The organism is Allobosea sp. GW821-FHT03A12 (assembly GCF_058986765.1).
This window is the reverse complement of record NZ_JBYSVZ010000004.1, coordinates 419,482-439,849: the sequence shown is the minus strand read 5'-3', so window position 1 is coordinate 439,849 and position 20,368 is coordinate 419,482. Positions and strand designations below refer to the sequence as shown.

Sequence of the window (20,368 nt, the reverse complement as noted above, 5' to 3'; positions counted from 1 at the left end):
TTGAGCCGATCAGCCGCCGAGCTTGGCGGCGCGCGCCGCGCGCAGCTTGGCGAAATCCTCGCCGGCATGATGCGAAGAGCGCGTCAACGGCGTCGAGGACACCATCAGGAAGCCCTTCACATAGGCGATGGTCTCGAAGCTCTTGAACTCGTCCGGCGTGACGAAGCGGATGACCGCATGATGCTTGCGCGACGGGGCGAGGTATTGGCCGATGGTGATGAAGTCGACTTCGGCCGAGCGCAAATCGTCCATCAACTGCAGCACTTCGTTCCGCTCCTCGCCGAGGCCGACCATGATGCCGGACTTGGTAAAGATGGTCGGGTCGAGCTCCTTGACCTGCTGCAGCAAGCGCAACGAATGGAAGTAGCGGGCGCCGGGGCGCACCTTCAGGTACTTGCCTGGCACTGTCTCGAGATTGTGGTTGAAGACGTCGGGCTTGGCCGCGACGACGACTTCGAGCGCGCCGGGCTTGCGCAGGAAGTCCGGCGTCAGAATCTCGATCGTCGTGGCCGGCGAGGCCTCGCGGATGGCGCGGATGACGCGCGCGAAATGCTCGGCACCGCCGTCCTTGAGATCATCGCGGTCGACTGAGGTGATCACGACATGCTCGAGGCCGAGCTTGGCGACGGCATCGGCGACCTTGCGCGGCTCGTCATGGTCGAGCGCCTCGGGCACGCCGGTTTTGACGTTGCAGAAGGCACAGGCGCGCGTGCAGGTGTCGCCCATGATCATGAAGGTGGCGTGCTTCTTCTCCCAGCACTCGCCGATATTGGGGCAGCCCGCCTCCTCGCAGACGGTGACGAGCTTCTCGGCCTTCACGATTTTCTGGGTCTCGGCCCATTTCGGCGAGCCCGGCGCCTTGACCCGGATCCAGTCCGGCTTGCGCAGGATCGGATTCTCCGGCCGCTTCTGCTTCTCCGGATGACGCAGCTCGGGCTTCACCTCGGATTTCGGGTTGCCGGCATTGGGGCGCGGATCGCGGTTGAGGAGGTCGAGCACGACGGCCATGGACGGGTCCGTTACTGGCGCCGCGCAGCAGGGCGCGGCCACTCCCGTCTAGCTAATGCCGAAGTGCGGCGCGGGCAACCCGCGCGCAGCAGAACTCAGTTACGCACAGCGCGCCAGACGATGATCAGCAGACAGGCACCGGCGATCGCGGCAGTAAGCGTGCGCCAGAAGCCGAAGACCGGGATCTCCAGCAATTCGGCCAGCCGGCTGCCGACGAAGGAGCCGGCGACGCCGACGATCATGTTGGTGAAGAGGCCGTGATCGGACGAGGTGACGCGCTCGGCGATCCAGCCGGCGATGATGCCGATCAGCAGCGTCATGAAGAAGCCGTAGCCCGGCGTGCCGAGCGCGGCATAGATTTGGTCGTTCATGGTGATCCCCCTGCCCTCAAAGACCGGCCCTGCGGCCGCCCACGACAACGCGCGGAGCGCGTCTCGGTTCCGTCAGGCGATGAAGCGCGCCAGCAGCACGACCAGGATCGCGCCGATCACCGCCATCGCCATCGAGTCGAGGAAACGGTAGCCGGTGCTCGCCCGCCAACCGGTGACGTGGACGATGCCCTGGCCGACCAGCATGCCGAGCAGGCCGACCACGGCATGGCGCAGGAAGCCGCCGCCACCGACGACCAGGCTGGCGATGAAGCCTGCTGCCGTGCCGAAGGCGACAGGCGGCAGGAGGCGATGCCAGTCGAGCGTCGGACTTCGCCGCGGCGGCAGGATCTCGACCTTCTCGTCGGGCACGATCTTGTCGGGCTTGGCGGATTTGCGGGCGCGGCTCATCGGCCGGATATGGCTTGCACCATCGACAAATGCCAGCGCTTGCCGATCAGGCGACCAGCCGGGCGAGAAAGACCACGACGATCGCCCCGATCGTCGCGGTGACGATCTGCGAGATCAGTGGATTACCGATACCGAGGCTGATGCCAAGGAACTGCAGCAGGAAGCTGCCGACGAAGGCGCCGATCAGGCCGGTGATGATGTAGCGGATCAGACCGCCACCGCCCATGACGATGCTGGCGAGCCAGCCGGCGACGGCACCGATGGCGATGGCGACGAGAAGGGCACGAAGGTCCATGGCGATCCTCCCAGAGCAATAAGGGAAGGATCGCCGAGCTCATGTGAAGCGGATGTGAACGCTCTAGCGCGCTTTCCGTTCGATCGGAAACGATCGAACGAAAGAATTCGCGCAAAATCAAAAAGCTGGAGCATGTTCCTATCACAAAAGTGGTTCCCACTTTTGTGGAACATGCTCAGGCGTTCAGCACCTTGCCATAGGCATCGAGCACGGCCTCCTTCATCGTCTCCGACAGGGTCGGATGCGGGAAGATGGTGTGCATCAGCTCTTCCTCGGTGGTCTCGAGGTTCATCGCGACCACGAAGCCCTGGATCAGCTCGGTCACTTCCGCGCCGACCATGTGCGCGCCGAGCAGCTTGCCGGTCTTGGCATCGAAGATCGTCTTGACCATGCCCGAGTCTTCGCCGAGCGCCACCGCCTTGCCATTGGCGACGAAGTTGAAGCGGCCGACCTTGAGCTGGTGACCGGCTTCCTTGGCCTTGGCCTCGGTCAGGCCGACGCTGGCGATCTGCGGGTGGCAATAGGTGCAGCCCGGGATCATCAGCTTGTCCATCGGGTGCGGATGCAGGCCCTTGATCGCCTCGACGCAGATCACCGCCTCGTGCTCGGCCTTGTGGGCCAGCATCGGCGGGCCGGCGACGTCGCCGATCGCGTAGATGCCCTTCACATTGGTGCGGCAGAGCCCGTCGATCGCGATCACGCCGCGATCGAGCTTCACACCGAGCGCCTCCAGACCGAGATTCTCGACATTGGCGACAACGCCGACGGCCGAGATCATCCGCTCGGCGGTGATCGTCTGCTTGTTGCCCTTGTCGTCCTCGATATGGGCCGTGACGGAGTTCGCACCCTTCTCGACCTTGGTGACCTTGGTCGAGGTCAGAATCTTCATGCCCTGCTTCTCGAAGGCTTTTCGGGCAAAGGCGCCGATCTCGGCATCCTCGACGGGGACGACCTGCGGCATGACCTCGACCACCGTCACCTCGGCGCCGAGCGTGCGGTAGAAGGAGGCGAATTCGATGCCGATCGCGCCCGAGCCCATCACCACCAGCGATTTCGGCATGGTCGGCGGCACCAGCGCCTCGAAATAGGTCCAGATCAGCTTGCCGTCCGGCTCCAGCCCGGGCAGCACGCGCGGGCGAGCACCGGTCGCGACGATGATATGGTCGGCGGTATAAGTGCCTTCGCCCTTGGCGCCCTTCGGTACCGGCCCCTGCGGCTGCATCGCCGGCTTCTTGGTCGGCGTGACCACGATGGTGTTGGCCTTGGTGAGTTTGGCCTCGCCCCAGATCACGTCGACCTTGTTCTTCTTCATCAGGAACTGGACGCCGTTGTTCATCCTGACCGCGATGCCGCGCGAGCGCTTCACCACCGCTTCCAGATCGGCCTTGAACGAGCCTTCAAGGGTCAGGCCGTAATCCTTGGCATGCTGGCCGTAGTGCAGGATCTCGGCCGAGCGCAGCAGCGCCTTGGTCGGGATGCAGCCCCAGTTCGAGCAGATGCCGGCGAGATGCTCGCGCTCGACGATCGCGGTCTTGAAGCCGAGCTGCGCCGCGCGGATCGCCGCGACATAGCCGCCGGGACCGGAGCCGATGATGATGATGTCGTAGTCAGCCATGGGAGATGCCTCGGCTCGTTCTGCCCACTGCGGGCAGTGTTGATGGTGCGGGGCAAGGCCCCGGTCGAATGTCGTCTACGGGCCCGCAATCCGCAGCGCCGGCCCACGCGCCGGCAGCGGCAGGCCGAGCAGGCCGTCGACGACGGGCGCCAATGCCAGGCCGATCGCGCGCGTATTCTCGGCGTCGAGATGGATGCCGTCCGCGCCGGTCACGCTCGCGACCTGGGCCGCGTCGAAGAAGCTGACGCCGATCTCGTCGGCGATGCGGCGATAATAGGTCGCCAGCAGCGCCATCTTGTCGGGCGCCCCTTCCATGAAGAAATTGGCTTCGTGGTCGGGATCATCGGGCATGCGCACCACCGGCGGCGATACGATCAGCACCTCGGGCACCGGCATGCCAAGCTCGACGGGCGGACGTTGCGCCACCTGCGCCAGCATCCGCATCGAGCGGGCGACGTCGTAGGGCGCCAGCGAATGCTGGCGCTGGCAGTCGTTCGTCCCGAGCATCAGGATGACGAGATCGAGCGGCGCATGACACTCGATGAAGAGCGGCAGCAGCGAGATGCCGGAGCGATAGGGGCGCAGCGGATCGTCGAGCGCGATCCGCCGGCCGTTGAGCCCCTCCTCGATCACGGTGGCGTAGCCGCCGAGCGCCTTCTCCAGCACGCGCGGCCAGCGCACATCGTCGCCATGCCGCTCCGGCCGGTTGGCGATGCGGCCCCAGGTCAGGGAATCGCCGAAGGCGAGGATGCGGGCCTGGCGGGTCATCGCCGCCTCACGACAGAAATCGCCGTCAGCTTTTCGATATAGCGCTTGCAAACTTGCAGGCCGCCCTCGCCCGCATAAATTGTGACAGCATCGTCATTCGGACCGGAGCCGATGGTGATGGTATCGTCGTGCATCGAGTTCTCCCTTGCAGCGTCAGTCAGAGGAGATGGCCGGTAGCGGCTTTGACGCAATCTTCGTTGATCGCACCGAACTGTTTGTCGGCCTCGTCAAATAATTTGACAAATTCGGGCGGTGGCAGTTTCGGCGCCTCCTCGGCGATCCGGTTTAGCTGCCATGTCAGTGCCGTGTAACGCTCGCGAGCCAAATCGGCGCGGAAATTCGCGAGGAACGTGCCCAGTGCTCCGAATTGATAGGCAAGTCCCTTCAGCTCGACTGACGCCATCGGACTCGGGCCGGTCATGTTGGCAATCTCCGCCTGCAGTCTGAAGCGAAAGAAGATGTCGATCATTTCCTTGCAGGTCCGCAGGCTTTCCGTTCGCAGAACGTTGCGCTGAACGCTGTCGATGCCCCGGGCATAGTTCAGATTCTGCAGCAACGAGGCACCAAGCGACAGGAGCGCGATCACCACGGACACGGCGGCAAGACGCCTGCCGTCGGTCCGGTGATTGCGTTCATCGGCCATCGCGTTCCTTGCGCCCTCACACCAGCATCGCCATCGGCTTTTCGATATAGCCCTTAAAGGCCTGGAGCAGCTCGGCGCCGAGCGCGCCGTCGACGGCGCGGTGGTCGGTCGAGAGCGTCACCGACATCACCGTCGCGACGGCCGGCTGGCCGCCCTTGACGATGACGCGCTGCTCGCCGGCGCCGACCGCCAGGATCGTCGCATGCGGCGGGTTCACCACCGCGGCGAAGTCCTTGACGCCGAACATGCCGAGATTCGAGACCGCGGTCGTGCCTCCCTGATACTCCTCGGGCTTCAGCTTGCGTGCCTTGGCTCGCGCCGCCATGTCCTTCATCTCATTGGAGATCTGGCTCAGCGTCTTGTGGCAGGCGTCGCGGATGATCGGGGTGATCAGCCCGCCCGGGATCGAGACGGCGACGCCGACATCGGCATGCTTGTGCTTGAGCATGGCGGCGTCGGTCCAGGAGACGTTGGCATCCGGCACAGCCTTGAGCGCCAGAGCAAGCGCCTTGATCACCATGTCGTTGACCGAGAGCTTGTAGGCCGGCTTGCCGTCCTTCTCCGGCGCCGCGGCGTTGAGCTCGGCCCGCAGCTTCAGCAGCGCGTCCAGCTCGCAATCCAGCGTGACGTAGAAGTGCGGGATGGTCTGCTTGGCCTCGGTCAGGCGGCGCGCGATCGTCTTGCGCATGCCGTCATGCGGGATCTCCTCATAGGAGCCCGGCGCGAACAGCTTCTTGGTCTGCTCGTCCGAGGGACCGGTCGCGAGCGGCGCGGCCGCCGGCTTCGGTGCGGCAGGAGCGCCAGCCGCGGGAGCCTGTGCAGCCTTGGCCGCCCCACCCTGCTTGGCGGCCTCGATGTCCTTCTCGACGATGCGGCCATGCGGGCCTGAGCCCTGGACCTTGCCGAGATCGATGCCAGCGTCCTTGGCGAGGCGACGCGCCAGCGGCGAAGCGAAGGGGCGGTTGCCGGAAGCGGGCGCTGCGGCCTGCGCAGTAGGCGCCGGTGCAGCGGCCGGAGCCGGAGCGGCAGCAGGGGCCGGGGCAGGTTCACCCGCCTTGCCATCCGCCTTCGGAGCCGGCTCGCTCTTGGCCGGCGCGGCGCTCGGCGCGGAGACGCTCTTGGCGTCCTCGCCCTCGCCGGCGATCACGCCGATCACCTCGTTGACGGCGACGTCGGCGGTGCCTTCCGGCACGACGATCTTGGCGAGAACCCCCTCGTCGACCGCCTCGACTTCCATGGTCGCCTTGTCGGTCTCGATCTCGGCGATGATGTCGCCGGACTTGATCGTGTCGCCTTCCTTCTTAAGCCACTTGGCGAGATTGCCCTTCTCCATAGTGGGAGAGAGCGCGGGCATCAGGATGTTGGTCGGCATCGGTCAGCCCTCTCTCAGCGATAGCAGACGGCCTTGGCCGCCGCGACGACCTCGCCGATGTTCGGCAGTGCCAGCTTCTCGAGGTTGGCGGCGTAGGGCATCGGCACGTCCTTGCCGGTGACGCGCGCCACGGGCGCATCGAGATAGTCGAAGGCCGCTTCCATGATCTTCATGCCGATCTCGGCGGTGACGCCGGACTGCGGGAAGCCCTCCTCGACCGCGACGCAGCGATTGGTTTTCTGCACGGAAGCGACGACCGTCTCGATGTCCATCGGCCGGATGGTTCTGAGGTCGATGACCTCGGCCTCGATCCCTTCCTTGGCCAGCGCCTCGGCGGCGCCGAGCGCATAGTTCATGCCGATGCCGAAGGAGACGATGGTGACGTCGCTGCCGGGGCGCACGACCTTGGCCTTGCCGATCGGGATCGTGAAGTCATCGCCCTTGGGCACGTCGAAGGAGCGGCCGTAGAGGATCTCGTTCTCGAGGAAGATGATCGGGTTCGGGTCGCGGATCGCGCTCTTGAGCAGGCCCTTCGCGTCCGAGGCGCTGTAGGGCATCACCACCTTGAGGCCAGGCACGTTCGAGTACCAGGCGGCGTAGTCGTGGCTGTGCTGCGCGCCGACGCGGGCCGCGGCGCCGTTCGGGCCGCGGAAGACGATCGGGCAGCCCATCTGGCCGCCGGACATGTAGAGCGTCTTGGCGGCCGAGTTGATGATGTGGTCGATCGCCTGCATGGCGAAGTTGAAGGTCATAAACTCGACGATCGGCTTGAGGCCGGTCAGCGCCGCGCCGACGCCGATGCCGGCGAAGCCGTGCTCGGTGATCGGGGTGTCGATGACGCGGCGGGCGCCGAACTCCTGCAGCAGCCCCTGCGTGACCTTGTAGGCGCCCTGGTACTCGGCGACCTCCTCGCCCATGACGAAGACGTCGGCATCGCGCCGCATTTCCTCGGCCATGGCGTCGCGCAGCGCCTCGCGCACCGTCATCGAGACGATCTCGGCGCCGGCGGGGAATTCGGAGGAGGCGTCATAGGATTTCGCCTGCGCCGGCACGCTCGGCGCCGCAGCGGCGGGAGCCGGCGCAGCGGGCGCTTCGGCCGGCGCGGCCGGAGCGGGCGCCTCGGCAGCCTGCGGGGCCGGGGCCGCCTTGGCAGCGCCGTTCGCGGCGGCGGATACGTCCTCGCCATCGGCGGCGATCAGGCCGATCAGCGTGTTGACCGCGACGTTGTCGGTGCCGTCAGCGACCAGGATCTTGGCGAGGACGCCCTCGTCGACCGCCTCGACCTCCATGGTCGCCTTGTCGGTCTCGATCTCGGCGATGATGTCGCCGGCCTTGATCTTGTCGCCCTCGGCTTTCAGCCATTTGGCGAGCTTGCCCTGTTCCATGGTCGGCGACAGGGCGGGCATCAGAATGTCGATCGGCATTTACGCACCCGGAGTTCTGGATTAGCCGCGAGGGCTGAAATGGGCGGGGAGGATCGGGCGCGGCCGTCAGGCCTGCGCCGGCTCCAGCAGGATGTCGGTGTAGAGCTCGGACGGATCCGGCTCCGGGTCATGCGTCGCGAATTCGGCGGCGTCGTTGACGATCTCGCGGACCTTGGCGTCGATCGCCTTGAGCTCGTCCTCGCCGACCTTGTGCTCGCGGGTCAGGCGGGCGCGGACCTGCTCGATCGGGTCGTGCTCCTCGCGCATGCGCTGGACCTCGTCCTTCGAGCGGTACTTCGCCGGATCGGACATGGAATGGCCGCGATAGCGATAGGTCTGCATCTCCAGGATGTAGGGGCCCTTGCCGGAGCGGGCATGCTCGATGGCGCGGCTCGCAGCCTCGCGAACGGCCCGGACGTCCATGCCGTCGACCTGCTCGCCCGGGATGCCGAACGAGACGCCGCGCTTGGAGAAATCGGTCTGGGCCGAGGCGCGGTTGACCGCAGTGCCCATGGCGTAGCGGTTGTTCTCGATCACGAACACGACCGGCAGCTTCCAGAGCTCGGCCATGTTGAAGCTCTCATAGACCTGGCCCTGATTGGCGGCGCCATCGCCGAAATAAGCCATCGATACGCGGCCATCCTGGCGGTACCAGTTGGCGAAGCCGAGGCCGGCGCCGAGCGAAACCTGCGCGCCGACGATGCCGTGGCCGCCGTAGAAGTTCTTCTCGCGGCTGAACATGTGCATCGAGCCGCCCTTGCCGTGCGAATAACCGCCGCGCCGGCCGGTGAGCTCGGCCATCACGCCGCGCGATTCCATGCCGCAGGCCAGCATATGGCCGTGGTCGCGATAGCCGGTGATGACCTGGTCGCCGTCCTTGGAGGCCATCTGCATGCCGATGACCACGGCTTCCTGGCCGATATAGAGATGGCAGAAGCCGCCGATCAGGCCCATGCCGTACATCTGGCCCGCCTTCTCCTCGAAGCGGCGGATCAGCAGCATCTCGCGATAGGCGTGGAGTTCTTCCTCCTTGTTGAAGGTCGGGACGTTCGACAACGCCTTGGCCGCACCTTTCGAAGCGCTCTTTGCTGGCGTCTTAGCGGCCGCCTTGGCAGGCGCCCCTGCTTTCGTCTTCCGTGCGGCAATGGCCATGAACGGTCCTCCCGAGCTCTGCTGCTTTGGTTGTAGAGGAAGCCCCAAAGCTTGGCGAGACGGGTATCTCGCACTGCAACATCAGCTAACTATCTGTCATTGCTGGCATAATGTCATTTAACCGATTATCGGTTAATCAATCTTTTTGCGACTATTGACGTTGGGAAAGCCGGTGCGGCGCCAGCCTGATCGAGCCCTGCGGCCCGGCCAGAAATGCCATGTTCGAGCTGAAAGAGAGATCGTTTCAGCGCCGCGGTTCACGAGCCGAGCAACAGCGGAGCGCCCTCAGCGCCCCATGATGACGACGTCGTTGCGGTGGACGCGCCCGAGCATGGCGCGCGCGCGCTCCTCGAGCAGGTCGCGATCGATCGCCTCGTCGCGCATCAGACCCAGGCGCTTCTCCCAGTCCTGCCGTTCGCCGCTCAGGCTGGCGATCTCGGCTTCCATCTCGCCGAGCTTCTCGCGCAGGCCGGCCGATGTCTCGAGCCCGCGAGCGCCATGCTGCGCGTGGAACAGGAAATAGCCGACGACAGCGCTCGACACGAGGTAGAGCGCGAGCGTGACGAGGACGGAGCGGAGGCCGCGGCGGATGACCATGCAGCCACGGTAGAGTCGCTTGGTTGACGCGCCGTTAACGATGCGAACCGATCACGGTCAGGGCCGGGTCGTTCGCAGCGGCCGCACCTCGCCCGAGCGCGATCAGGTCGGCCTCGATCCGGCGCGCGATCGGCAGCCGGTAATGCGCCGGATCCCAGTAGTTGGTATCCTCACGGGTCAACGCCGAGGGATGCGCGTAGTCGGCGACCACGGCGTTCTGGCGTACCGCAATCGCCGCGATCTCAGCCTTGCAGGCCGCGAAGCGCTGCCAGGCGGCGCCGCCCTCGCGCGGCATCGCGCCGGCATGGACCGGCGGCAGCACGATCAGGCGTCGCGTCGTGGCCGGAAAGGCGGCCAGGCCCTGCTCCAGCCAGGCTAGCGCCGGAAAGCGCCAGCTCGCGCGCTCGGCAGCCGGGACTTCGGCTGCAGGCACTTGCGGCGCGAGATCGGGCGCATGGCCGCCATGGTCGCGATGGAGATGGAAGCGCGCGCGGGCGAGGTCATAGGTGCCCTCGGGCGGGGTGAAGACCTCGTAGCCGTCGCCGCGCAGGCGCTGCGGCTGCAGGCCGAGCCGGTGGGCGGCCAGGCGCAGCGCGATCTCGAGCGTGGTGAAGTTGAGCTGCTTTGGCCAGTCGTTCCAGGCGCGGTCGTCATAGAGCCAGGGCGGGAACGGCCGCGGCGTCAGCCGACGCGCCTCTTCGGTGGCATCGGCCTCGCACCAGGTCTGGTCGATGCCCCAGATCACCGTATTGGGCGATGCGGCCTTGCGCGCGAACAGGCCGGCGAGCTGGGCCTGCTCCCAGGGCGTCGCAGCGTTCATGCCCAGATTGGCGAAACGGGCGGACAGCCCTTCCGACAGGATCCGCGGATCGAGCAGCCGCATGGTCGAGGTGCCAAACACCGCCGAATCGAAGGCGCCGGACTTGACGATCTGCGGGTACATGAAGCGCTGGTTGAGATCCATCAGCGGCCGCGCCGGCTGCCCTGCGCGGACGCGCACCCCATAGGGGTCGAGCGCGACGATGAAGCCGAGCAGCATCGCTGTCAGCGTCAGCGCAGCGAGCGCAAACGTCAGTGTCCAGCCGCGCCAGCCTTGCTGTGCGCCGCCCGAAACCGCTCCTGTCACGTACTCGTTCGCCATCGGTGCGGCTTCTGCCACGATGCGTGCGCTGGAACAATGTTGACCGGCGCGCTGGCCTTGCCTATGTCAGCGCCCCAGTGAGGGCGGGTAGCTCAGTGGTAGAGCACGTGACTTTTAATCATGTGGTCGAGGGTTCGATCCCCTCCCCGCTCACCAGCTAATCTCAATAAAATCAAATACTTGGTGGATTTGCCGTATTATAGTGCGGCGAGTCATGCTGCGGTTAGCTACCAATCAGCTACCACGAGAGCGGCTGCCGCTCGCCCTCTCTGCTGAGCGGAATCGGCATTTTCGGGCAAAACTCTGTCCTCGAAAGACGGCGTAACGCCCCGCATCGTGCCCCCAGGCCGTCAAGGAGACGGCAATCGGGAGCATAATCATGAAACCCAGCCCACGCTACATCCGCCCGAGCGCCGCAGCCGAGCGGTATAGTCTCTCCCCGTCCACGCTCGCTCAGTGGCGTTGTCGCGGCGAGGGGCCGCGCTTCGTCAAGCTGTCGCCTACGGTCGTCGTCTACGACGTGGACGAGTTCGACCGATGGGTTGCCGAGCGCAGCGTTTCGACCACCACCCAAGCTGACCGGCTGCCGGCGCGAGGCTCCGATGAAGCTGCTTAGTCCCCTCAGGTTCGCGGCCGTCCTGGCTGCGCCCAACTGGCCGACAGTGCTGTGCGCACCGTCCCCGGCATCACAGACAACCCCCATCAATCTGACTGTCCAAACGGCATCTCATGCACCTTCCATCCAGCGTCCTAGCCGCCGGGCGACGCGGAGAGCGCGCGGCCGGGCAAAGGAGAACCGCAATGATCGTTGAAGACGAGAACTGGCGCTCGGCCGAGGCGGACCGCGAGCGGTTGGCGAAGCGGCTCGGCATGCTCGAACGGCCGACCGAGGAAACTGAACACCTGAACGCGATCCTGTGGGCAGGCCGGGACAGCGTGGCGGCTCGTGCCCGCGACCGCCGGCCGGCTCAGTTCACGGCATCGGCGGATGCAGGCGGCCAGGCTCAACCGACCGATGCCCGACTGACCGGCTCGATGGTGGTCCACGAGGCGCACGTCATGTCGCCGCGCCTCCCGACCAGCTTCCGGCACCTGACGCCCGGCGAGCGTATCAAGCTAGGGCTCGCGGCGCACGAGGTGGCGGTCGCGCATGACGCGATCGTTCAGGGCGAACTCGTCACCTCCTCCCGCACGACCTATTGGCGCGACCCACCGGCCGCGATCCTCAACATGCTGATAGTCTGCGGCGACGGCGTTCCAGCCCCTACCGAAGCCGAGTTGCTGGCCGCCGGCTGGCGTCGGGCCGGCGGCGCGGCGATCGAAGAAAACGGCGTCAGCCCGGTCGAGCCGACGCCGTCCAACTCTCAAAGCTGAAGACATAACCGCGCACTGGCCTGCCAGCTTATACGCGCTCAACAGAGGCAATCACTATGCTGAAATCCTATGCGCAGCTCAACCGCCAGTCGGGGCGGCTGACCCATGTCGAATTCGATCCGCTCCTTGGCGAATTGCTCGTTTCGGTGCCGGCACCGGCTCAGACAATGCCGGCTCCGCTGGTGATCCACGACATAGATTTGGGGGAACTGGTCGTCGCACCAGACGCCCCTGGCAACCCACGCCAGACACTCGCTCCGCCACATTGCTGCTCTGCCAAGCTCGCGGGAGACCGCTGACCATGGCCGACCTGGACCCATTCAACGACTGGTTCGGCGAGCGCAATCCCTCCGCGCCCGCCCCCGAGCCCACGGACCGCCACGAGGGGGCGTCCGATCCCTCAACTGCTAACGAAAACGAGACTGCCTCGATGGTCAGCCCGGCCACGGAGAAATCCGACGCCATGCGTGCCGAGGCAAGCGTTCCTGCATCGATATCCATCCTTAATCACGCGCTGGCGTGGGCCGCGCGGGGGTTCAGAATTTTTCCGATCCTGCCCGGCGACAAAGTCCCGCCCAAGGACTTGCGGTGGAAGGAAGAGGCGACCACCGACCCGGCCAAGATCAGGGCGTGGTGGAGCTTCGAGCCGCGTTACAATTACGGCGTGGCCGCCGGCAGCGGCGCTTTGATCCTCGACGTGGACGCTAACAAGAATGGCTACGCCGCGCTGCTCGACATCGACCTGCCCCCGACCCTGACAGTCAGCACACCGGGCGGCGGCGAGCACCGCTACTTCTCCGGCCCCGACGTGGCGAACAGCGTGGACCGCATCGCGCCCGGCCTGGATATCCGATCGGCCGGCGGCTACGTCGTCGGTCCAGGATCGTGGTTCGCCGATCCCGGCGGCAAGAAAGGCTACAGCGGCCCGTACACGGTCGTTCAGGACATCGCCCCTGCCGAGGCACCGGAAAGCTTCGTCCTGCTCGCCGGCACCCCCAAGGAGCGCGAGCACGGCCCGGCCGTGAGCATCGACGATCCCGACGACATCGTGTTCGCGATCCACTACCTGCTAAAGGACGCACCGATCGCGATCGAAGGACGCGGCGGCAACAGCACGACCTATGCCGTGGCGGCTCGCGTCATCGAGATCGGCGTCTCAGCCGAGCGCGCCGTGGACCTGATGGCGCAACACTGGAACGAACGCTGCCTGCCGCCGTGGACCCGCGAAGAGCTGCTGGTCCTGTGCACCAACGCGCAGAATTATGCGCAGAGCCGCCAGGGTTCCGGCGGCGTGTCGGCCGCTGCCGCCGACTGGCAAGGCGCGGTCGTGCTGCCCCCTGCTCAGGAACCCGCGCGGAAAGCGTTCGACGTGCCCGCGCTCGACTTCGACGCCATGATGGCGGTGCAGCCGCGAGAATGGCTCTATGGCCTGCACTACGCTCGCGGATATGTTTCGGCAACCGTGGCGGGCGGCGGAGCCGGCAAGACGGCTTTGGCAATCGCAGAGGCCCTTTCCATCGCGACGGGAGAGGCGCTCCTTGGCGTCGAAGCTCGAGAGCGAGCGCCCGTAGCATTTCTCCAGTTGGAAGATCCGTTGCACGAGATGCACCGACGCATTCGCGCCGTCGTGATGCATTATGGGCTTCAGCGTGGCGATATCACCGGCCGGCTCTTCGTGGTGTCAGGTCGTGATATGCCCGTGCGGATCGCGTCGGTGCGGGGTGGCGGGCTCGAAATCGCCGCTCCGCTCGTCGCGGAAATCAAGGAGTGGATCAAACGCTCGAATGTCGGGCTGGTCGTGGTCGATCCATTCGTGAAGAGCCATGGGGTCGCGGAGAATGATGCGGTGCTTATCGACCGAGTCGTGAGCGAGTGGGCTGACATAGCGAACGAGTGCGGCTGCGCCGTGGAACTGCTCCACCATGTCCGCAAGACCGGCGGACAGGATGCTACAGCAGAGGACGCGCGTGGCAGCACCTCGCTTCACGGGGCAGTCCGATCCATGCGGACGGTTAATGCGATGTCGCAGACGGATGCAGGGAGCCTCGGGGTTCGGCGCGAAGACGCCTGGCGCTATTTCCGCGTGGACAACGCCAAGGCGAACATGGCCCCACGTGGCGAGGCGTCTTGGCGCAAGCTGGTGAGCGTGGACATTGGAAACGGCACGTTCGACCGCGAAGCCGACAACATCGGCGTCGTGACAAAATGGACGCCCCCCGATCCGATGTTGACGATGACAGAGGAACGCAAGGCGGTGGCCCTCGCGGGCCTGGCGAAAGGCCCCGATGGTGCGGGTTCACCGTGGCGGGCCAGCGAGAAGGCGTCCGGCTATGCTGGAGAAGGCATCGCCGAAGCGCTGGGATTGGACCCTGCCGACCCGCAGACGCGGTTCACCTGCCGCAAGCTCCTGAAGACGTGGCTTGCAGACGGTTCGCTTATCCAGCGCCACGAGAAGGACAGGAGCAACCGCCGCATCGCACCCTTCATCTATGTGCAGTCCGCGTCGGGGTGCTCGCCGCCCGCTTGAGCCCATCAAGAACGCAGTTGGCGTATCCTTCTGCGTTCTCATGATTGCGGCGTGCCTGATCGTCAAATTCGGTGTTCAGGCCGTCAATTGCCAAGGAAGCGCATCTCGCCGCTTCCTTGGCGATGTCGAGTAAGAGGTGGAGATCGGAGTATTTCGGAAGCTCGTCGGGCTCTTTGTCGAACAATGAGTGAGCGAGGCGCTTGTCGCGAAATTCGCGGACACGCACGAGGGCGCCTTGTTCTTCGGAGCCGTCCACGTCCAGCTTGGAAGCGATAGAAAGGAAGCTGACCGAGGCTTTCCGAAAAGCTGCTCTGTCGCCGGAGCGGTAATCGTCTTCCTGTGATTTCGAGATGGTGTCGCACAGGTCGGCCGGAAGCGGGTCCGCCTCGCCAACAAATTCGACGCCGGGGAACCAGCCACCGGCATCTTCTTCCAATGATTCCAGCACATCCGGCCTACTCATGAGCGCGGCCAGGACGGGAACCGACGCCTTGTCTTGCTCGTCAGGTGGAAACCGCTTCCCTTTCGAGAGATCGAAGATGCGGGCCAGGTCCATCGCCAGCTTCATGGTAAGAGCATACTGGACGCCGTGATAAGTTTCGACGAACGGCGTACTTACGCCCGCAAGCCCCTTGGGAAGGATCGCATTGCTGGCCTCAAGCACAGCATGCGAAACGATCGCGTTATGCACATCTTCACGCAGCATCGGGGTTATCAGGTGGACGCGCCGGACAGCAGTTTCGGTATCCATCGCGCGAGTATCCTTAGCTCTGCAAACAAACGTTTTCCGGCGGCATTCTAGCGGTTCTGCACCGCGCCACGCAGTCGCGCAGTCTATAAAGTGACTGCGCACTGCGCAGGCAGTGCCGATGGTGCGGATCGGCGCGCAGGGCGCAGTGATCTGCGCGCAGTGCCATTGACTGCGCAAGTCTTTATTTATCAGCGAATTAGCGATTCTTCATGGCGATTGAGGTCGCGCAACGCGGCGCACCGCGCAGAGGGGCGGGAAAACGCGCGCATGATGGCGCTATGTCGCTGGGACGGCGGTTTGCAGCGGCAATAGCGCTATCCGAGAGAACGAATGTTTGCAGGGTCGGTGACTTGGCTCGGCGTTGGGACGTGCGAAGGCGCGACGGGGCTCTGGCGGTGCTCCTGAAACGGCAGGGCCTCTGAGCACAGTTCGCGCGACCACCTTTTTCGGGCTTGATCCCCGAACCGCAGAGCGTCCGGCCAGCCACCAAGTCGTGGCCCTCCGGCGGCCGAGGCGCGTCAGGTCGCGAGCACGACGACCAGCGGAGAGATGCCGCCAAGGAACGCGGTGACGCCAGACCAAAGCGCGGCCCGCGCATTGAGCCGGGCTCCCCGCTCTGCCGCCTGGAGCATGCCTGCCGTCCAGCCCGCCTGAGCCAGCCCCGTGTCGAGTGGTTCGAACTGGCTGGCGCTCTGCGCCCATGTCGGAACGATCTGCACCCGGCTCGCGGCCAACCAGAGCCACGCGGAAACACACCCGGCAATGCATGTGAGACCGGCCATCACCATCGTTATCATCTGCGTTCCCCCTCTGAGGCCGCTATCCGGCGCGCGGCGGCCATGCGATGCACCTCGCGAGCCTTGCATAGGGCGCAGCCCCGACAATATGTCTGCCTAGAAGCTGGAGCCTGAACCAACGGCGAGCTTCTAAAGCTTCGGCAGTTGCATAAGATGCCATCAACGGCGGTCTCGAATCGCCAGGGGGAGAGCAGTCATAGCTAAGTCGCCGCCAGTCGTAGGGCTCACGCCCGCCGTGCTGAAATGGGCGCGCGAAAGCGCGAACATGACGACGGCTGACGTGGCTGGGCGACTGAAAAAGGCCGCTGATCTCATTGAGGCATGGGAGGCCGGTGAGGACGCCCCGAGCTACCCCCAGCTAGAGACGCTGGCGTATGACATCTACAAGCGGCCTCTCGCACTATTCTTCATGCCGGCCGCGCCCGATGAGCCGCGCCCGCGTGCGGAGTTCCGGTCCCTACCTGACGCCGATCTCAGCCATCTCTCGCGCGACACGACCTTGCTAATCAGGAAGGCCCGCGCGTTTCAGGCTGCCTTGATCGAGCTCTATGGCGAACGAAGCCCTGTGGCTGCGCCGATATGGCGGCAGGCGCGCCTGACCCCCCGTGCCGGCGTCGTCCAGCAAGCCGCTCGCGTCCGCGAGGCGTTGGGCGTCAGCTTGGAGGATATCCGGCAGCGGCCGGACGCCGATGCAGCTTTGAAGCTTTGGCGGCGAGCCGTCGAGCGCGGCGGCGTGCATGTCTTCAAGGACACGTTCAAGCAGCGCGAACTCTCGGGGTTCTGCCTCTGGCATCCCGAGTTCCCCGTCATCCTCATCAACAACAGCACGACCAAGACGCGGCAGGTGTTCAGCCTCATCCACGAGTTGGCGCATGTGCTGTGCGACCGAAGCGGCATCAGCCGGTTTGACAGTCGGGGGATAGAGGAGTTGCCGCCGGCCGACCGGGCTGTTGAGCGCTTCTGCAATGCGGTAGCTGCCGAAATCCTCGTGCCCATGGCCGATTTCGAGGCGGCTGCGCGCGGCATTGATCCCGAGCGTGCGTCTGATGACCAGTTTGCGGCCCTGGCCGCGCGGTATCACGTCAGCCGGAGTGTCGTGCTGCGCCGCTTTGTCGAACGCGGCGAGGTAGCTGTGGACCGATACCTCGCGAAAGATCGGGAATGGGCCGATCAGCAGCGGGATGGCGGCACCGGCGGCAACTACTATGCGACGCAGGGGGCTTATCTCAGCGAACAATTCCTGCGCGAAGTGGTATCCCGCTATTCGCGGCGGCTGCTGACCCGAACTGAGGCTGCTGAACTAATCGGCGTGAAGCCGAAGAACTTTGAGCAATTCGAGGAAATGGTACTGCGGGGTGCCGCAGCATGATTTATGTCTTCGATGCCAATTCGTTTTCTGAGATGAGCCCTTATTTCCCAGATATTTTTCCAACGTTCTGGACCAAATTTGAAGAAGCCTTGGCAGCCGGGGAGATAACCTCGACGCGCGAAGTTTTGCGGGAGTTAACAGACGGGCCGAAGCATCATGTTCTGGATTGGTGCAATCGCAACAAGGCGATATTCGCCACTCCCGACGCGGAAGAGACGGCATTTGTCGGAAAGATATTCGCAGTCGCGCATTTTCAGGGTTTGATTAGCGAGAAATCGCGGCTGCGCGGGACGCCGGTTGCTGACCCGTTCCTGATCGCTCGTGCGTCGGTCCTTGGAGCCACGGTGGTCAGCGAGGAAAGCCCGAAGCCCAATAAGCCCAACATCCCCGCTGTCTGCCAGCATTTCGGCGTGCCGTGCATGAAGCTGGGCGACTTTCTCAGGGCGAAGGGCTGGCAGTTTTAATCCCAGCCCTGCCCATTACCGCGCGCCTATGCCCGCTTCGCCAGCCGCGCGAGCGTGGACCGGCTGGCCCCTGTGGCTTTCACGATGGTTGCCCACGACTGGCCGGCCTTCAGCATCTTGACGATGGCAGCGTTGCGCTCGGCGTCCTCGGGACGGCCACGATAGCGGCCACCGGCTTTCGCCTTCGCGATCCCCTGCGCCTGCCTACGCCGCCGGTCGTCATAGTCCTTGCGCGCCACGGCCGCGAGCACGTCCAGCATCATCGCATTGACGGCCCCGAACATGCGGCCGGTGAACTCATCGGCCGGCGCTGCCAGCATCCATGACGTTGGCAGATCGAGCGCGACCACCTTGACGGAGCGGCTATCGAGTTCCGCCCGCAGGCGCTTCCACTCGGCCTCGTTTAGGCGTGACAGCCGATCCACCTGCTCAATCACCAGCACGTCGCCCGGCTTGCTGTCCCTGAGCAGCCGGAACAGTTCGGGGCGGGCGAGCTTCGACCCGCTCTCGTTCTCGACATACCAGGCCGCGACCGGCAGGCTACGCTCAGCCGCGAAGCGCTCCAGATCGGCGCGGGCGCGAGCGGCGTCCTGCTCATCGGTGGAGGCTCGGAGATAGCAGCGCGCGAAAATGACGAACACCTCATAGGTTCGATTTATATGGTTCGCATATTATTGGTTCGATTTGAGTTGTAAAGGCGGTTTATGAGACCAGCCGCGCGTGGCCCTCGTTTAGGTTCTCTATAGGTATACTCTAATCGAACCTGCACGAACGCGGTGGCTCTGGCTGCCTGGAGCGTAGCCAAGCGGCTATCGCTTGCATGCGACCGTCAGAGCGTCGGGCTTCTAAAGGCCAGGGTTCGCGCAGCATCCGGAGCGATATTCAGCCAGCCAGCGGGCACAACTGATGCGGAAATTGCCTGCGCCGGCTTGCCAACTTGGAGGGGGCGGGAGCCCCACGATCAGCCCGACACCGCCGAGCGGGAGGTGATCCACATAGCGGGGTCAATTTTCGTTCCGGCTGCATAGATTTCTATGCAATTTAGGCAATAGAAATTTTCAACTCCTCGGCAAAAGGCCGATCCATCCTACGCATATAATTCCATGCAATACTCGCCATTTACGTAGATATGCAGCCAATCTATTCTTTATGTAGAAGATTGGAGGCAACGCCATGGTAAGCTCGACCCCGAAGACCCCTCGATCCGCCCGCGAAGACATGGCCAAACAGGCCGCTGCGCTCGAAGGACAGTGCCAGAGGTTAGGGCTCGCGGTCGGTGAGGCCCGTGCCGAGTGCAACCGCGCGACGGCGCGCGCTTCTGTCGATGGCTCCAAGGCTGCATCCGATGCCAAGGCTGCTGCGACCGGCGCGGTGGTCCGGGCCGAGGCTGAACTGAAGGCGGCGCAGGACGCGCTCCAGCAGGTGCAGGCCGACCTCGCTGCGCTCGATGAAAAGCGCGCCGATACGGCCAGGGCCGGCAAGCTGAAGGCAGCCGGCGCGGCCGTGCAGTCGCTTATCCAGCACGCCGAGAGAGCAGACCGGGCGGCCGTCGAATTCGCCAAAAGCTTCCAGGCGCTGGTCGAGGAAGTCGGCCGGCTCTACGGCACTCTGCCGGCTCACCTGAAGGAACCCGTCTTCGGCGGCGGGCAGAACCTTGGGGCTCAGGCGCTGCTCAGCACTGCATCTTTCCTGATCTCCAAATCCACCGTCATTCCCAAGCCACTCCACCCGCCGTCCGAACACCGCCAATCGCTGGCCTCGCTCGTGGCCTATTTCGGCAAGCCGGTGCTCGACGAAGCCGCCGCTACCCAGCGGCCGGAAACCGAGTGGGAGTAAGGCCATGGGCTACAGCCCTGCCGAGATTGCGCTGTATTGGGCGGCAGACCACGCTCAGCCTGGCGCGGCGATAGAGGTGACGCTAACGCCCGGCGAAGCGCTCACTGTTCGCATGCTGGCCCCTCATAGCCGCAGGAACGCCAAAGACCTTCGATCCGCCGCGCTCCAGATCAATCAGGATGAGGATGGCCTGACTGCCGCGCCGGCGCGCGAGTGCCACCTGAAGGTCGGTCTGCGGAATATAGGCTTCGGGGCGAGCGACACCGCCCCGCTGACCCTCAGTCTGCCGGCAGAGGCGGCGCTGGTCATCCTGCCGGCGTCTGGCCATCTGGTGCACACTCGTCCCGAGTCGAAGGAACTGACGGTCGAAGTAGCGGCTCTCCAGCCCACCGCTCCGCATCGGCCGCGCTCCAGCACCGCTCACGGCAAATTCGCCCTCACCTGAAAGGCATGAGG

The 20,368-nt window shown here is 64.9% G+C and carries 24 protein-coding genes and 1 tRNA gene; 9 read left to right on the top strand and 16 right to left on the bottom strand.

Going from position 1 to position 20,368, the window contains the following annotated elements; translation table 11 throughout:
- Positions 1-9 precede the first annotated feature (9 nt).
- The 13 genes from lipA to AC3WLC_RS16320 all read right to left on the bottom strand — a co-directional run bounded on the left by lipA (position 10) and on the right by AC3WLC_RS16320 (position 10,794).
- Positions 10-1,008, bottom strand: coding sequence for a lipoyl synthase (lipA, locus tag AC3WLC_RS16380; protein ID WP_493684976.1), 999 nt, complete (start codon positions 1,006-1,008; stop codon positions 10-12).
- A gap of 95 nt (positions 1,009-1,103) precedes the next feature.
- Positions 1,104-1,379, bottom strand: coding sequence for a GlsB/YeaQ/YmgE family stress response membrane protein (locus tag AC3WLC_RS16375; protein WP_493684975.1), 276 nt, complete (start codon positions 1,377-1,379; stop codon positions 1,104-1,106).
- Between the two features lie 72 nt (positions 1,380-1,451).
- The gene (locus AC3WLC_RS16370) at positions 1,452-1,787 is read right to left on the bottom strand and encodes a GlsB/YeaQ/YmgE family stress response membrane protein (protein WP_493684974.1); all 336 of its coding nucleotides are present in this window, start codon (positions 1,785-1,787) and stop codon (positions 1,452-1,454) included.
- Positions 1,788-1,833: 46 nt separating this feature from the next.
- Complete coding sequence (locus AC3WLC_RS16365) at positions 1,834-2,082, bottom strand: GlsB/YeaQ/YmgE family stress response membrane protein (protein ID WP_465248217.1); 249 nt, start codon at positions 2,080-2,082, stop codon at positions 1,834-1,836.
- Positions 2,083-2,257: 175 nt separating this feature from the next.
- Complete coding sequence (gene lpdA, locus AC3WLC_RS16360) at positions 2,258-3,697, bottom strand: dihydrolipoyl dehydrogenase (RefSeq protein ID WP_493684973.1); 1,440 nt, start codon at positions 3,695-3,697, stop codon at positions 2,258-2,260.
- Positions 3,698-3,772: 75 nt separating this feature from the next.
- Positions 3,773-4,465, bottom strand: coding sequence for an SGNH/GDSL hydrolase family protein (locus AC3WLC_RS16355; protein WP_493684972.1), 693 nt, complete (start codon positions 4,463-4,465; stop codon positions 3,773-3,775).
- Positions 4,462-4,599 (bottom strand): hypothetical protein, encoded by a 138-nt coding sequence (locus tag AC3WLC_RS16350; protein WP_493684971.1) that lies wholly within the window; start codon positions 4,597-4,599, stop codon positions 4,462-4,464. Before AC3WLC_RS16350 ends, AC3WLC_RS16355 begins: the two co-directional genes overlap by 4 nt.
- 23 nt (positions 4,600-4,622) lie before the next feature.
- Positions 4,623-5,108: a hypothetical protein gene (locus AC3WLC_RS16345; RefSeq protein ID WP_493684970.1), complete on the bottom strand. Its 486-nt coding sequence runs from the start codon at positions 5,106-5,108 to the stop codon at positions 4,623-4,625.
- 16 nt (positions 5,109-5,124) lie between these two features.
- A complete protein-coding gene (locus AC3WLC_RS16340) occupies positions 5,125-6,480 on the bottom strand; it encodes a pyruvate dehydrogenase complex dihydrolipoamide acetyltransferase (protein ID WP_493684969.1) in 1,356 nt (451 codons plus the stop codon).
- 14 nt (positions 6,481-6,494) lie between these two features.
- The gene (locus AC3WLC_RS16335) at positions 6,495-7,904 is read right to left on the bottom strand and encodes a pyruvate dehydrogenase complex E1 component subunit beta (RefSeq protein WP_493684968.1); all 1,410 of its coding nucleotides are present in this window, start codon (positions 7,902-7,904) and stop codon (positions 6,495-6,497) included.
- Between the two features lie 66 nt (positions 7,905-7,970).
- Entirely contained in the window at positions 7,971-9,056 is a 1,086-nt protein-coding gene (gene pdhA / locus AC3WLC_RS16330; RefSeq protein ID WP_493684967.1) for a pyruvate dehydrogenase (acetyl-transferring) E1 component subunit alpha, read from the bottom strand.
- Positions 9,057-9,341: 285 nt separating this feature from the next.
- Positions 9,342-9,653, bottom strand: a complete 312-nt coding sequence (locus AC3WLC_RS16325) for an FtsB family cell division protein (RefSeq protein WP_493684966.1) — start codon at positions 9,651-9,653, stop codon at positions 9,342-9,344.
- 34 nt (positions 9,654-9,687) lie between these two features.
- The gene (locus AC3WLC_RS16320; protein ID WP_493684965.1) at positions 9,688-10,794 is read right to left on the bottom strand and encodes a hypothetical protein; all 1,107 of its coding nucleotides are present in this window, start codon (positions 10,792-10,794) and stop codon (positions 9,688-9,690) included.
- Between the two features lie 81 nt (positions 10,795-10,875).
- Here AC3WLC_RS16320 and AC3WLC_RS16315 point away from each other — a divergent pair.
- The 5 genes from AC3WLC_RS16315 (at position 10,876) to AC3WLC_RS16295 (ending at position 14,695) form a co-directional block, all read left to right on the top strand.
- Positions 10,876-10,950 (top strand) — tRNA-Lys (locus AC3WLC_RS16315).
- A gap of 223 nt (positions 10,951-11,173) precedes the next feature.
- Positions 11,174-11,410, top strand: coding sequence for a helix-turn-helix transcriptional regulator (locus AC3WLC_RS16310; RefSeq protein WP_493684964.1), 237 nt, complete (start codon positions 11,174-11,176; stop codon positions 11,408-11,410).
- 185 nt (positions 11,411-11,595) lie between these two features.
- On the top strand, positions 11,596-12,168 hold the full coding sequence (locus tag AC3WLC_RS16305; protein ID WP_493684963.1) for a hypothetical protein: 573 nt from the start codon (positions 11,596-11,598) through the stop codon (positions 12,166-12,168).
- Between the two features lie 56 nt (positions 12,169-12,224).
- The gene (locus AC3WLC_RS16300; protein ID WP_493684962.1) at positions 12,225-12,467 is read left to right on the top strand and encodes a hypothetical protein; all 243 of its coding nucleotides are present in this window, start codon (positions 12,225-12,227) and stop codon (positions 12,465-12,467) included.
- Between the two features lie 2 nt (positions 12,468-12,469).
- Entirely contained in the window at positions 12,470-14,695 is a 2,226-nt protein-coding gene (locus AC3WLC_RS16295; protein WP_493684961.1) for an AAA family ATPase, read from the top strand.
- Here the strand turns inward: AC3WLC_RS16295 and AC3WLC_RS16290 are convergent.
- Entirely contained in the window at positions 14,652-15,446 is a 795-nt protein-coding gene (locus AC3WLC_RS16290) for a hypothetical protein (RefSeq protein WP_493684960.1), read from the bottom strand. The two genes, AC3WLC_RS16295 and AC3WLC_RS16290, sit on opposite strands and share 44 nt — an antisense overlap.
- A gap of 518 nt (positions 15,447-15,964) precedes the next feature.
- Positions 15,965-16,243, bottom strand: a complete 279-nt coding sequence (locus AC3WLC_RS16285) for a hypothetical protein (protein WP_493684959.1) — start codon at positions 16,241-16,243, stop codon at positions 15,965-15,967.
- A gap of 265 nt (positions 16,244-16,508) precedes the next feature.
- Here AC3WLC_RS16285 and AC3WLC_RS16280 point away from each other — a divergent pair, with 265 nt between their 5' ends.
- Both AC3WLC_RS16280 and AC3WLC_RS16275 read left to right on the top strand, forming a co-directional pair.
- Complete coding sequence (locus AC3WLC_RS16280) at positions 16,509-17,612, top strand: ImmA/IrrE family metallo-endopeptidase (protein WP_493684958.1); 1,104 nt, start codon at positions 16,509-16,511, stop codon at positions 17,610-17,612.
- Positions 17,609-18,076, top strand: coding sequence for a PIN domain-containing protein (locus AC3WLC_RS16275; RefSeq protein ID WP_493684957.1), 468 nt, complete (start codon positions 17,609-17,611; stop codon positions 18,074-18,076). Before AC3WLC_RS16280 ends, AC3WLC_RS16275 begins: the two co-directional genes overlap by 4 nt.
- Positions 18,077-18,102: 26 nt before the next feature.
- Here AC3WLC_RS16275 and AC3WLC_RS16270 read toward each other — a convergent pair whose 3' ends face one another.
- Positions 18,103-18,708 (bottom strand): recombinase family protein, encoded by a 606-nt coding sequence (locus AC3WLC_RS16270; RefSeq protein WP_493685396.1) that lies wholly within the window; start codon positions 18,706-18,708, stop codon positions 18,103-18,105.
- Positions 18,709-19,294: 586 nt separating this feature from the next.
- Here AC3WLC_RS16270 and AC3WLC_RS16265 point away from each other — a divergent pair.
- Positions 19,295-19,912: a hypothetical protein gene (locus AC3WLC_RS16265; protein WP_493684956.1), complete on the top strand. Its 618-nt coding sequence runs from the start codon at positions 19,295-19,297 to the stop codon at positions 19,910-19,912.
- 4 nt (positions 19,913-19,916) lie between these two features.
- Positions 19,917-20,357, top strand: a complete 441-nt coding sequence (locus tag AC3WLC_RS16260) for a hypothetical protein (protein WP_493684955.1) — start codon at positions 19,917-19,919, stop codon at positions 20,355-20,357.
- Positions 20,358-20,368 lie beyond the last annotated feature (11 nt).